This window comes from Hymenobacter setariae (genome assembly GCF_007713685.1).
In the GTDB taxonomy this organism is placed as follows: Bacteria; Bacteroidota; Bacteroidia; order Cytophagales; family Hymenobacteraceae; genus Hymenobacter; species Hymenobacter setariae.
This window is the reverse complement of the sequence record NZ_VMRJ01000003.1, coordinates 394,107-406,273: the sequence shown is the minus strand read 5'-3', so window position 1 is coordinate 406,273 and position 12,167 is coordinate 394,107. Positions and strand designations below refer to the sequence as shown.

Genomic DNA, 12,167 nt, shown 5'->3' with positions numbered 1-12,167 from the left:
CGCTACGCTCGCAATGACAATCGCTTCGTATATCGACACCCATACAAGAGCATTACACTTACCGAGCTAAAGCTATACTGCCTATTTCAAATATTGGGCGATTTTGGCGAGGTCAGCGCGAATCTGACTGGTGAAATGGCCGTAGGTGGCCTCATAATTATGGCGGTTTTGGTTGAGGCGGCCGCTTTGCTCGGCCACCTCGCCACCGATGGCTGCTAGCCGCGTCGCGTTGGCCGCCAGCTTCTGCTGTATCTCGGCCAGTTGCCGAGTCAATGCCTCCGAGTCGGCCTGAAGCTGCTGCTGCTCACGCTGCAAGCCACCCACACGCTCGGCAATGGCCGCCTCCACGCTCTGGCCAAAGGCCTCCCGGTCCTTACCCAAGATGGCGAGGTATTGATTGGCCGTGCTCGTGAGGCGAGCCACGTCAGGTGCACCACCTAGGGCCTTAAAACTAGCCCAAGCAGCTTGGTACTGCTGGTCTTCGCTTAGCCCGAGGCTGGCCAGACTACGCAGCGTTTCCCTGAATTCAAAGTAGTCGGGGCCCGGCAAGTTGTTCTTAGCTAGCACGCCCGCGAAGTGCTCCGCAAACTTGGCATCGACGGTGCCGGTGGGCGCTGGGGCCGCACTAGTCGGAGCCGCACTGCTGCCCGCGGGCGCCGGGCTGGCCGGAGCCGGCTTACCCGACAGGCTTTCCTCCTTGATGAAAAAGCTCAGGATTTTGTGGCCGAGGTTGTCAGAATCAGGCATGGCGGGCACGGGCTAAGGGTTAGGTGCCGCAATACTAGCGCGCAATGCGGGTTCTGTCTTCCTTGCCGACCTAGGGCCCCGCTTTATTTCAGTACGGGCTGATACAGCTTCACGAGCTGCGCCACGGCGTAGTCTACTTCAGCTTCGGTATTCATCTTGCTCATCGACAAGCGCACAGTGGGCCGGTTGGGGTCTGCCCCTAGGGCCTCTAGCACGTGCGAGCCGAGCTGCGCCCCGCTAGTGCAGGCTGAGCCGCCCGACGCTGCTACCTTACTGATATCGAGGCTGAATAGCAGCATCTCGCTGATTGCCGACGGGGGCAAGCTCACGCTCAGCACCGTGTATAGGCTCTGGTCAGCCTCGGCTGACAGGCCGTTAAATTGCACCCCGTCGATGCCGGCCTGCAACTGCTCGATGAAGCGATTTTTCAAACCTTGCACATGCTGCCGGTGGGCAGCCATATCGCGGCAGGCTATTTCTAGGGCCGTGGCCAAGCCCACGATGCCGTACACATTCTCGGTGCCCGAGCGCACGTTGCGCTCTTGCGAGCCGCCGTGGATGAGTGGCGCCACCTCCACACCCCCGCGCCGGTACAGAAATCCAACACCCTTGGGCCCGTGAAACTTATGAGCCGAGCCTACCAAAAAATGGTTTTGCAACTGCTGCACATCGTGTGAGTAGTGCCCCATCGTCTGCACCGTATCGGTGTGGAAGATGGCGTCGTGGCGCGCACAAATCTCCCCGATAGCCTTGATGTCGTTCAGGTTACCGATTTCATTGTTGCCGTGCATGAGGCTCACAAAGCTGCGTGGCTTGGTGGCCAGCAGTTCCTCCAGGTGCTCTAGGTCGAGGCGACCTAACTCGTCGTGGCGCAGGTAGCTCAGCTCGGTTTCGCCTTTCTTAGCCAATGCCTGCAAGGGGTGCAGCACGGCGTGGTGCTCCAGAGGCGACGTGATGGCGTGGCGCAGCCCGAGGGTGCACACGCTCCCAAAAATGGCGTAGTTGTCAGCTTCCGTGCCGCCCGAGGTAAAGGTTATTTCGCTCGGGGCGGCGTTTATCAACTGGGCCACCATTTTGCGCGCTTGCTCGATGGCCGACCGCACCTGTCGCCCCGGCCCGTGCAGCGAGCTAGGGTTGCCATAGTGCTGCCCTAGGTAGGGTAACATGGCTTCTAGCACGGTAGGGTCAAGGGGAGTGGTAGCGGCGTTGTCGAAGTAAGCGTACATGGTTGTTGAGACTTAGTGCGTGGGGCTCAGTGCCTAGCTACTGGCTTAACACCAAATAGCTAGGCACTGAGCCCCAAGTATTAAGCACTATTTAGACGAAATAATTTCTTTGATATCGGCGATAATCTTCTGAGCCAAATGGTCAGCCGTCGCGTTCGAATCCGACTCGGCGTAGATGCGGATAATAGGCTCGGTGTTCGACTTGCGCAGGTGCACCCACTCCTTCCCAAACTCGATTTTCACGCCATCAATCGTATTTACCGGCTGCTTGGCGTAGCGCTGCTGCATCTGCACCAGCACCTGGTCGGTGTCGATATCAGGCGTGAGCTCGATTTTGTTTTTAGAGATAAAGTAACTCGGATACGAATTGCGCAAACGGCTCATAGCGAGGCCCGTCTTGGCTAGGTGCGTCAAAAACAGTGCGATGCCTACTAGCGCATCGCGGCCATAGTGCAGCTCGGGCAAGATGATGCCCCCATTGCCTTCACCACCGATGATGGCGTTGGTTTCCTTCATTTTGGTCACCACATTCACCTCGCCTACGGCGGCGGCAGTGTAGGTACCGCCGTGCTTTTCGGTCACGTCGCGCAGGGCACGGGTGCTGCTGAGATTGCTCACGGTGTTGCCGCCGCCATTTTCCTTCAGCACGTAGTCGGCTACGGCCACCAGCGTGTACTCTTCGCCAAACATCTCGCCGTTTTCGCTCACCAGCGCTAGGCGGTCTACGTCGGGGTCCACCACGATGCCGAGGTCAAAGCCACCTTTTTCGAGCACCTTGGCAATGTCACGCAGGTTTTCGGGCAGTGGCTCGGGGTTGTGAGCAAAGTCGCCGGTAGGCTCGCAATGCAACTTTTCCACCGTTTCGACCCCTAGGGCCGCCAGCAGCTGCGGCACGGCTAGGCCACCCGTCGAATTAACGGCATCGACCACCACACGAAAATTCTTGGCCCGAATGGCGTCCACATCCACCAGCGGCAAGGCCAGGATGGCGTCGATGTGGGCCGTCAGCGTCGTGTCGTCGGTGGTATAGCTGCCTAGCTTCGTTACCGGCGCAAAGTCGAAGCCCTCGCTATCGGCCAATGCCAGCACTTGCTGCCCGTCGCTGTCCGAAATAAACTCGCCCTGCGCGTTCAGCAGTTTGAGCGCATTCCACTGCTTGGGATTGTGCGAAGCCGTGAGAATGATGCCGCCCGCCGCTTGGCGCGCGGGCACTACTAGCTCCACCGTAGGCGTGGTCGAAAGCCCTAGGTCCAGCACATCCAGGCCGAGGCCTTGCAACGTGGCCGATACCAGCCGGCTCACCATCTCGCCCGACAAGCGTGCGTCGCGGCCAATCACAATCAGCTTGCTGGCCGACTTCTGGTTGATTACCCAGGTACCGTAGGCGGCAGCGTATTTCACCACGTCGAGCGGCGTTAGTCCTTGCCCGGCCGGCCCGCCAATGGTGCCGCGGATACCGGAAATAGATTTTATGAGCGTCACGGTTCGTTTCTTTAGCCTACAAAAGTAGTTCCGCCCTCGTTCTTTCACACGCCAGCCTGGGCTAGTGCTCTGCTTGGCGGCGGCCTGCGCACCCCGTAGCCAGCAGGTTATTTTTACGTTAGCTTATGACCGAAAATCCTCTTCTATCCCCCGGCCGCCGGCCCGAGCAGCTAGCCGCATTTGGCCGCCTGCTCGACGTGCTCGACCGCCTACGCCTCGAATGCCCCTGGGACAAAAAACAGACCCTAGAGAGCCTGCGCCACCTCACCATCGAGGAAACCTACGAGATAAGCGATGCCATCTTGCGCCAAGACCTGCCTGACCTCAAAAAGGAGCTTGGTGATGTGATGCTGCACCTCGTCTTCTACGCCCGTATCGCGGCCGAGCAAGGAGCCTTCGACATTGCTGATGCGCTTAACGCACAGTGCGACAAGCTTATCTACCGCCACCCCCACATCTACGGTGACGTGCAGGCCGACGACGAAGACGCTGTGAAGCGCAACTGGGAGCAGCTCAAACTGAAGGAAAAAGGCAACACTGGCGGCGTCCTAGGTGGCGTACCCACCTCCCTACCGGCCCTAGTGAAAGCCATGCGCATTCAAGAAAAAGCCCGCGGCGCGGGCTTCGACTGGGAAGACCCGTCTCAGGTGTGGCTGAAAGTGCAGGAAGAACTAGCCGAGTTTGGAGCCGAGTACGGCCACGGCCAGCCCCCGGCCGATGAGGCTCAGGCCACCCGCGCCACCCAGGAGTTTGGTGACTTATTATTTTCGCTAGTCAACTTTGCCCGCTTCGCCGGCATCAACCCCGAAGAAGCTTTGGAGCGTACCAACCGTAAGTTTATCGGCCGCTTTCAATATTTGGAAGCTGCTGCCGCTCGTGCAGGCAAGCCGCTGGCTTCTTTAACACTGGCTCAGATGGATGAGTATTGGGAAGAAGCCAAGAAAAGTGTGTCCTCACTATCCTAGCTAAACTTTCTGTCATTACTCCCCGTTGGCGTCTTCATGAAAAGCATAGCTGGCCTAAGGCGCTAAAATCAAGCCTGCTTTTGACTATTTTGCCCGCCGATACAGCGCGTCATCCTCAAAAAAAAAGTTGACTAAGCAATGATTTTCGTGGCTTAGGCGTAGATTCGGCCCCGAAAGTTGCTTTGACCCACTAGGTACTAATTACCCAGACCTAGAAGTCAAGTTATTTCTTCGCCTCATTTTTATCCCCCTCAAACCAACCCCCACCTCCTACACCTCCCGGACACATGGAACAGAAAAATGCTGTAAACCCGAGCGCACGGCCTGCCACTTCGGCCGCCGCTTCCAAGGCTGCTGCCCCCGCTCCTAGCAGCGGCGGTGCCTCGCTGTTCTCGGTTATCGCTATCATCGTTGCCTTCGTTCTTGCCGAGTTGATTTTCAACTTCGTAATGGGCGCTGGCAGCCGCTTCAAAGGTGGCGTGAACACCAACGACCCCCTGCCCGGCGACTACCTGGCTACTATGTACAAAGGCGGGGTTATCGTACCCTTCCTGATAACCATGTTCTTGTGCGTTATCATTTTCGCTGTTGAGCGGGCACTGACCATCTCGAAAGCAAAAGGCAGCAAAAGCATCGAGTCGTTTGTACGCTCGGTACGCCAGAAGCTGAACAGCAACGACATCAGCGGCGCCATCGCCCTCTGCGACCAGCAGAAAGGTTCGGTTGCTAACGTTGTTCGTGCTGGCCTGAAAAAATACCAAGAAATGGGTGCTGAGCACACCATGAACACCGACCAGCGTGTGCTGGCCATCCAGAAAGAAATTGAAGAAAGCACCGCGCTGGAACTGCCGATGCTCGAAAAGAACCTGGTTATCATCTCGACCATTGCTTCGGTAGCTACCCTGACCGGTCTGCTCGGCACGGTATTCGGCATGATTAAGGCCTTCGCCGCTCTGGCACAGGCTGGTAACCCTGACGCTACTGCCCTGGCTTCGGGTATCTCGGAAGCTCTTATCAACACGGCCCTAGGTATCGGTACCTCGGCCCTGGCCATCATTGGCTACAACTACTTCACGAGCAAAATTGACGAGTTGACTTACAGCATCGATGAAGCTGGCTTCAGCATCATCCAAACCTTCGCCGCTCAGCACGGCTCTAAAGGGCAGGAGTCGTAGGTCAAAGGCACAAAAAGCGGGGTAGCGGCGTTCGCCTGCCGTTACCCCAACTTTTTTTTAGCCAAGCGTGTGGAATTTGTGGAGTAGCGGCATCAGTACCACTGAGCGGCTCCCGCCCCCGGCGGCCCGCTGATGGTTTCATCCCGCAGCCTTTTAGTTCTTATGCCTGGCCCGCCACCTTTAACATCTTCTGGCAATGCCTAAAGTAAAACCGCACCGCACCTCACCATCGCTCGACATGACGCCGATGGTAGACCTGGCCTTTCTGCTGGTTACATTCTTTATGTTGACCACGCAGTTTCGTCCTGAGGATGCCGTAATTGTGGACCCCCCGTCCTCGACTTCGGACCTCCGCAACCCCGACAGCGATGTGCTGACCCTGACTATTGACGATAAGAAGCGCGTATTTTTTGGCTTCGACAAAGCGTCTGTAAAAGAGGAAGCACTGAAGTCGATGGGTATCAAATACAACGTAAGCTTTACCAAGCAGCAGTTGGCTCAGTTTCGTAACATCAACAGCATCGGGGTGCCGATTAAGCAGTTGGGTTCGTACCTGAGCATGAGCACCGAGGAGCGCAAAGAATTAAACCCGCGTCTGCCCGGTATCCCATATGACTCGCTCAACAACCAGTTGATTGACTGGGTGCAGGGCGCTCGCCAAGCCAACCTCAACCTCTTTAGTAAGCAAAGCTTTGTATCTATCAAGGGCGACGGCGCGGCCGACGTACAGACGGTACAAAAGATTATTAGCGAGTTGCAGAAGGCTAAAATCAATCGTTTTAACCTAGTGACCAGCCTAGAGGGAAAACCCACTGCAGCTGCTCAATAACCCGCTGACCCAATGGCAGAAATCCAACAAAAAGGCGGCGACTCCGGTAAGGGAGGCAAGAAACGGGCGAAAAAAATGTCGACTAAAATCGACATGACGCCTATGGTGGACCTTGCCTTCCTATTGCTGACCTTCTTCATGCTCACCACCACTTTTGCCAAGCCTAACGTGCTGCAATTGCAGATGCCGGCGAAAGTGAAAGACGATTTAGAAAAAACGAAAATCAAAGAGTCGGAAGCCATGACGGTTATTCTGGCCCCCGACGACAAGGTTTTCTATTACTTCGGCCTGAACTCGCCTAACGACCCTTCGGTGGCAGTACCTAAAATCGAAGTAACCGACTTCTCCGCCAACGGTATCCGCAAGGTGCTCCTTATTCGCAAGCAGCAAGTGCCGAAGCTCACTATCCTCATCAAAACCTACGAGGATGGCGACCAGCACGCTAAGTATAAGGACCTAGTGGACATTCTGGATGAGATGAACATCACCGACCAAAAGCGCTATGCGCTGGTGGAAATGGGTAAAGAAGACTTAGACCTCATCAAAAAGCAGAAACTGTTATGATGGATAACGCTCAGCTGGCTAATGCCAGCTTAAACGACATCGTATTTGAGGGGCGCAACAAGGCTTACGGGGCTTATCACCTACGTCGCATCTACGGTCGGCACGTCACGCGGGCACTTATCATTGGGGCTTTCTTTTTGGGCCTACTGGTAATAATTCCTGCCGTAGCTAAATTCCTAGAAGAGCGCAAGCCGAAGGAAGAGCTCAACCTCAAGACGAATGAACTAATGGAGGCTCCGCCGCTGGATAACACCCAGCCGCCGCCCCCACCGCCGCCGCCGGCAAGCACCCCCCCCCCACCCCCGCCGCCCGACCCGCCCAAGGTAAACGCAATTAAGTTTACCCCACCCGTGGTAGCCAAGGATAAGGAAGTACGCCAGGAGGACGATGTACCCGATGTTAAAGAAATCAAAGAACAAAACATCGGTACCAAGACTGTAAAAGGCGGTCTTGATGAGGCTCCGGACTTGAGCGGCTTGAGCGGTGAAGGCAAAGCTGCCGCCCCTGTGGCGGAGGTAGTAGAAGACAAAGTCTACACCTACGTAGAGCAAATGCCCGAACTGCCAGGTGGTGGTGGCCAACAAGCTATCGTAAATGCTATCCAAAAAGCATTCCGTTACCCTGCAGTTGACTTGCGCAACCAAGTAGAAGGCCGGGTATTCGCTAAGTTTACGGTAGACGAAAATGGTGGCCTCACCGACGTATCAGTAGTAAAAGGCCTCAGTGGTACGATTGATGCTGAAACTATCCGCGCCATCAAAACGTTGCCCAAGTTTATTCCGGGCAAGCAAAATGGTCGGGCTGTGAAAGTATCGTTCACCGTGCCAATTTCGCTGAAGATTCAATAGCCTGCGCAAGCAGTACACTTACAAGCCCTCTGTGCTATGCACGGAGGGCTTGTTTCGTTTTATGAGTTTGCTAGCAACCTAGGCGGCACATATAATTAGTTGTTTTAGAAAATAGAAAAAGAAAAATTTCTCGCTAACCCAGAGCCATATCAACCCAATTATGTGTGTTTGGTAGGATTACTCTAGGTCCGAAACTCAGTCCCCTTGGGATTTACCTAGGCAAACTGTAGTAAGCCGTGTGGAAAAGCAGTTAGATGAGCATCAGATAAAAGCTTAGTGGCCGCTAGCGCTTTATTCACCTCATTCGCTTACTGTTCATGTCTTTGCTCACTAGTTTTCTTTCGCCTTCACTCGATACGATTGTTTTTGAGGGCCGCAACCAGGCGTATGGCGCCTACCAGCTACGCCAGTCATACAATAGCCATGTGCGTAAGGCGCTAGCCACAGTTTTTGGGCTGTGCATCTTGCTATTACTGACTAGCATTGCATGGCAACAACTACACCCTAAGGCTACTGCTAAAGCCGAAATGAAAGCTACGCCGCTCACGCCCATAGAGCCTCCTACCTACGTGGCGGAGCAACCCAAGCCTGTTGCGCCACCAGCTGCACCTAGCCAGCCGCACGTAGCTACTGCTACGCCTCATGCTACGGCCACTATTCCTACCAAAGTTGTCAAAGATGAGTTAGTGCCTACCAAGCCCGAGGAAACGGAGCCGGTGACCATACCCTCTGATTTAGCATCTTCCGAGTTGAGTACCACCGACGCCAGCAACGCGGGCGTGCCGGGTGGCACTGGCACTGCCGAAACTGGGCCTGCTACCGAAACTGGCTCGGCCACGGCCCCAGCCGTGACGGGTCCTTACATAGTAGTTGAGAAGATGCCTGAGTTTGCGGGGGGCACCGAAGCCCTGATGCGCTACCTCCGTAGCCATCTGCGCTACCCCAGCGAAGCCCTGCGGGCGCAGGCCGAGGGCCGCGTGTACGTCAGTTTTGTAGTCCAAGCTGACGGTACCATCGCCGACATCAGCGTGCCCAAGGGCCTAGGGTACGGACTCGATGAAGAGGCGCAGCGCGTAGTGCGCCAGATGCCCGCCTGGACGCCTGGCCAGCAATCGCACCACGCTGTACCCGTGCGCTTTACGCTGCCCATCACGTTTCATATTCAATAGAAGAGCCACTGCGTAATTGGATTAAAAGCTGGCTCATTATGAAAAGCCGGCTTTTTTTCCCTCCTTTGCAGTTACGTTACTTCTCAACAATAGCCTCTCCGAACAATTTTGTTATCGGACTCTGTTGTAAAAGTAACCTTATTTTCTTTCTATGCTCGATACTTCCACCGAAGAGCGGCTAGGCCCTTCTCAGCAGCCAGTCCGCTTCTTTGACTTGTTGCGGGCCCTGGGCTACTTGGCCCTTGGTGGTTGGCTAGCTTACACCGCCGACCGCCCTATGGCGGCGGGGGCACTGCTGCCGCTGAGTCATAAGACTCGTTTGGTATTAGGAGGCATCCTAATATTATATGGTGTGGTACGCCTAGTGCGGGCGTTGCCTTTTCAATTTCGTAAATCCCGGCGTGATGATTTTCGCTGATTTTTTAGACCCTAGGGGCCGTACTTTTTTGGGAGCGCTGCTACTAGCGGCGAGCCTATTGCCTGCTTGTAGCAGCCAAAGCGGCTCGGGCACTGATGAGCCCACCGACACGCCTACGAGCGGTAAAGTATCGATTAGCGTCGACGAAACGTTTGCGCCTATACTAGAATCGCAGGTTGATACGTTTCAGAAGCTTTACCCAGATGCCCACATCAAAGCTTCTTATCAGCCCGAAGACAGCGTGATGCTAGATTTCCTCAATGATAAGGTGAAACTAGCTGTTGTATCGCGTGACTTGAATGCTGCTGAGAAGGCAGAATTAGCCAAGCAAACCATGACGCCGATTGCTACGCACATTGGTATCGATGGCCTTGCTATTATACTGCATCCATCTAACCCTGATTCGCTGCTGACAGTGACCCAGCTACGTAGCATCTTCAGTGGTCAAACTGCTGGTTGGAAGCAGGTGAGTGGCAAAACGAAACTCGGCGATATCAACGTCGTGTTTGACGCTAACCGCAGCAGTACGTTGCGTTTTGTGCGCGACTCGCTGCTACGTGGGCAGCCATTGACCAAACGGGTCTTTGCGGCTAAGTCTAATACTGAAGCGCTTACCTACGTGGCTACTCACCCCGCATCTATTGGGGTGGTGGGTGTCAACTGGGTCTCGGACCACGACGACCCCACTGTACAGAGCTTTTTGCGCTCGGTGCGGGTAGCTGCTATCACAGCCCGGCCCAATCCGGGCAAAGACGATTACATTAAGCCCTTTCAACGGTACTTGGCGCCGTATACGGCCGAGCAATTAAAGGCCGACCAAAATCTGCAGCGCTACCCATTGCAGCGCAATATTTACGTTATTAGCCGCGAGGCGCGTACCGGACTTGGCTCAGGTTTTGCATCCTTTGTAGCAGGCCAAAAAGGACAGCTTATCTTTTATAAATCAGGTCTGCTACCGGCTAAAATGCAGGTGCGCATCGTTACTACATCGAAGGCCGATTGAACTACTACGACATTTACCGCGTAGTTTAACCAGATTTTCACACTCACCCTGACCCCTCTTTTTCTTTCGCTTATGAGTTTCAAGCCCTGGAAACCGCTGTTGCTGACTGCCGTTACCTTGGGGGCCGGCGCTACGGCCGCCACCGCCCAAGACATTGCTGCCGCCCAAAAGGCCATCGAGCTAGAGCGCTATAACGAAGCGCGTGGCTTGCTGCGTAATGCCAGCTCACCCGAAGCTAACTACGAGATGGGACGCCTCTATCAGATGCGCGACCTAGATGACTCGGCTGCCATCTACTTCAACAAAGCAGCTGGCCCTACGCCCTTTGGGCAAGTAGCCGCTGGCCGCGCTGCGCTGGTAAAAGGCCAAGCCGATGCCGCTGCTACCTCGTTTGACGCTGCCGCTAAGGCCACGAAGAACAAGGATGCAAAGGTTCTGACCATGATTGCGCAGGCCTATGGCGAGTCTGATGTTAAAAACATTGATAAGGCGCTAACCTATGTAAATGCAGCTCAGACTGCAAACAAGGGTAAAGATGAGCCAGCGCTAATGGTAGCACGCGGCGAAGTTTATCTGCACAGCGACACGGGCGGTGGCGAGGCCATGACCAGCTTCGACCGTGCTACAATGGCTAACCCGAACTACGCGCAAGCCTACTATAAGAAGGGCGAGCTGAATGTGCGTAGCCGTAACGCTCAAGAGGCCATCACAAACCTCGAGAAGGCCATTCAGCTAGAGCCTAAGTATGCTCCTGCCTATAAGGAACTAGCCGAGATGTATTACTACGCGCAGCAGTACCCGAAGGCACTAAGCACTTTTGAGCAGTACCGCCAAGTAGCTGAGCGCTCGACTAGCACGGACGCTGAATACGCTTCGTTCCTGTACCTGACCAAGAAGTTTCCAGAAGCTTTGACAGAGGTCAACAATGTATTGGCTAAAGAGCCTAACAACGTGACCATGAACCGCCTGAAGGCTTACACGCTGTATGAAACCGGTGACTACGCTGGTGCCGCTACGGCCATGGAAAACTATCTGCGCACTGCCCCAGCCGAGAAAGTCATTGCTGATGACTATGCATATCAGAGCCGGATTTTGGGCAAAAACAAGAAGCCCCAGGAAGCGCTAGCTGCTATCAACAAGGCTATCGAGCTAGCCCCAGCTAGCAAGAAGCCCGATTTTGAAGCTGAGAAAACTAAGCTTCAAATGATGGGGGGAGACTATTCTAGCGCGCTTGGGGCACTGAAGGACAAAGCTAAAAATGGTGACTTGGCTGACCAGTACCGTTTGGCAGCTGCTTATGCTTCGGCTAAGCAGTATCCACAGGCCGATAGTGTATTTGGCATCATCAATACAGCTAAGGCTGACTACGCCCCGGCTTACATAGCCCGTGCTAAGGTGAACGTTGCCCTTGACCCCGATGCCGACAAAGGTTTGGCTAAGCCTTACTATGAGAAGTATATCGAGCTTGGCAACGCTGACCCAGCTAAGTATAAAGCTGGCATGGTAGAGGCCTACGACTACCTAGGTGCTTACAACGCGCACAAGAACAATAAGGCTGCCGCTAAAGAGAATTTCGAAAAAGCAGTAGCTCTCGACCCAACCGATGACTTTGCCGTTAAGTCGCTGAAGATTATCAATGGTGCCTCAGCTCCGGCTCGCAAGCCGGCTGCTAAGCCAGCAGCTAAAGCTGCCGCCAAGAAATAAGCTAGCAGTAGTTATAAAAAAGCCCCGCTACAGAATA

At 54.8% G+C, this 12,167-nt stretch carries 12 protein-coding genes; 9 read left to right on the top strand and 3 right to left on the bottom strand.

Features of this window, described 5'->3' with window-relative positions:
* Positions 1-81: 81 nt before the first annotated feature.
* From FNT36_RS12795 to glmM, 3 genes are all read right to left on the bottom strand, one after another.
* Positions 82-747 carry a hypothetical protein gene (locus FNT36_RS12795; RefSeq protein WP_144848184.1) on the bottom strand — a complete coding sequence of 222 codons (666 nt, stop codon included), beginning with the start codon at positions 745-747 and terminating at the stop codon, positions 82-84.
* A gap of 83 nt (positions 748-830) precedes the next feature.
* Positions 831-1,973: a cysteine desulfurase family protein gene (locus tag FNT36_RS12790; RefSeq protein ID WP_144848182.1), complete on the bottom strand. Its 1,143-nt coding sequence runs from the start codon at positions 1,971-1,973 to the stop codon at positions 831-833.
* Positions 1,974-2,060: 87 nt separating this feature from the next.
* The gene (gene glmM / locus FNT36_RS12785) at positions 2,061-3,455 is read right to left on the bottom strand and encodes a phosphoglucosamine mutase (protein ID WP_144848180.1); all 1,395 of its coding nucleotides are present in this window, start codon (positions 3,453-3,455) and stop codon (positions 2,061-2,063) included.
* A gap of 125 nt (positions 3,456-3,580) precedes the next feature.
* Between glmM and mazG the strand changes: the two genes are divergently transcribed.
* From mazG to FNT36_RS12740, 9 genes are all read left to right on the top strand, one after another.
* Positions 3,581-4,420, top strand: coding sequence for a nucleoside triphosphate pyrophosphohydrolase (gene mazG / locus FNT36_RS12780; protein ID WP_144848178.1), 840 nt, complete (start codon positions 3,581-3,583; stop codon positions 4,418-4,420).
* Between the two features lie 287 nt (positions 4,421-4,707).
* A complete protein-coding gene (locus tag FNT36_RS12775) occupies positions 4,708-5,595 on the top strand; it encodes a MotA/TolQ/ExbB proton channel family protein (protein ID WP_144848176.1) in 888 nt (295 codons plus the stop codon).
* A gap of 196 nt (positions 5,596-5,791) precedes the next feature.
* The gene (locus FNT36_RS12770) at positions 5,792-6,424 is read left to right on the top strand and encodes an ExbD/TolR family protein (protein ID WP_144848174.1); all 633 of its coding nucleotides are present in this window, start codon (positions 5,792-5,794) and stop codon (positions 6,422-6,424) included.
* A gap of 75 nt (positions 6,425-6,499) precedes the next feature.
* Positions 6,500-6,988 (top strand): ExbD/TolR family protein, encoded by a 489-nt coding sequence (locus FNT36_RS12765; RefSeq protein ID WP_233635880.1) that lies wholly within the window; start codon positions 6,500-6,502, stop codon positions 6,986-6,988.
* Positions 6,985-7,836: an energy transducer TonB gene (locus FNT36_RS12760; RefSeq protein ID WP_233635879.1), complete on the top strand. Its 852-nt coding sequence runs from the start codon at positions 6,985-6,987 to the stop codon at positions 7,834-7,836. Before FNT36_RS12765 ends, FNT36_RS12760 begins: the two co-directional genes overlap by 4 nt.
* Positions 7,837-8,153: 317 nt before the next feature.
* The gene (locus tag FNT36_RS12755) at positions 8,154-9,005 is read left to right on the top strand and encodes an energy transducer TonB (protein ID WP_144848170.1); all 852 of its coding nucleotides are present in this window, start codon (positions 8,154-8,156) and stop codon (positions 9,003-9,005) included.
* 151 nt (positions 9,006-9,156) lie between these two features.
* A complete protein-coding gene (locus tag FNT36_RS12750) occupies positions 9,157-9,423 on the top strand; it encodes a hypothetical protein (RefSeq protein ID WP_144848168.1) in 267 nt (88 codons plus the stop codon).
* Positions 9,424-9,481: 58 nt separating this feature from the next.
* A complete protein-coding gene (locus FNT36_RS12745; RefSeq protein ID WP_233635878.1) occupies positions 9,482-10,426 on the top strand; it encodes a PstS family phosphate ABC transporter substrate-binding protein in 945 nt (314 codons plus the stop codon).
* Between the two features lie 72 nt (positions 10,427-10,498).
* Complete coding sequence (locus FNT36_RS12740; RefSeq protein ID WP_144848164.1) at positions 10,499-12,130, top strand: tetratricopeptide repeat protein; 1,632 nt, start codon at positions 10,499-10,501, stop codon at positions 12,128-12,130.
* Positions 12,131-12,167 lie beyond the last annotated feature (37 nt).

Bases quoted from the DNA above. Each gene is read 5' to 3' on its own strand.
- FNT36_RS12740 (WP_144848164.1), top strand. From the start codon at position 10,499: ATGAGTTTCAAGCCCTGGAAACCGCTGTTGCTGACTGCCGTTACCTTG.
- FNT36_RS12795 (WP_144848184.1), bottom strand. From the start codon at position 747: ATGCCTGATTCTGACAACCTCGGCCACAAAATCCTGAGCTTTTTCATC.
- FNT36_RS12765 (WP_233635880.1), top strand. From the start codon at position 6,500: ATGTCGACTAAAATCGACATGACGCCTATGGTGGACCTTGCCTTCCTA.
- FNT36_RS12750 (WP_144848168.1), top strand. From the start codon at position 9,157: ATGCTCGATACTTCCACCGAAGAGCGGCTAGGCCCTTCTCAGCAGCCA.
- FNT36_RS12790 (WP_144848182.1), bottom strand. From the start codon at position 1,973: ATGTACGCTTACTTCGACAACGCCGCTACCACTCCCCTTGACCCTACC.
- FNT36_RS12755 (WP_144848170.1), top strand. From the start codon at position 8,154: ATGTCTTTGCTCACTAGTTTTCTTTCGCCTTCACTCGATACGATTGTT.
- FNT36_RS12775 (WP_144848176.1), top strand. From the start codon at position 4,708: ATGGAACAGAAAAATGCTGTAAACCCGAGCGCACGGCCTGCCACTTCG.
- mazG (WP_144848178.1), top strand. From the start codon at position 3,581: ATGACCGAAAATCCTCTTCTATCCCCCGGCCGCCGGCCCGAGCAGCTA.
- FNT36_RS12770 (WP_144848174.1), top strand. From the start codon at position 5,792: ATGCCTAAAGTAAAACCGCACCGCACCTCACCATCGCTCGACATGACG.
- FNT36_RS12760 (WP_233635879.1), top strand. From the start codon at position 6,985: ATGATGGATAACGCTCAGCTGGCTAATGCCAGCTTAAACGACATCGTA.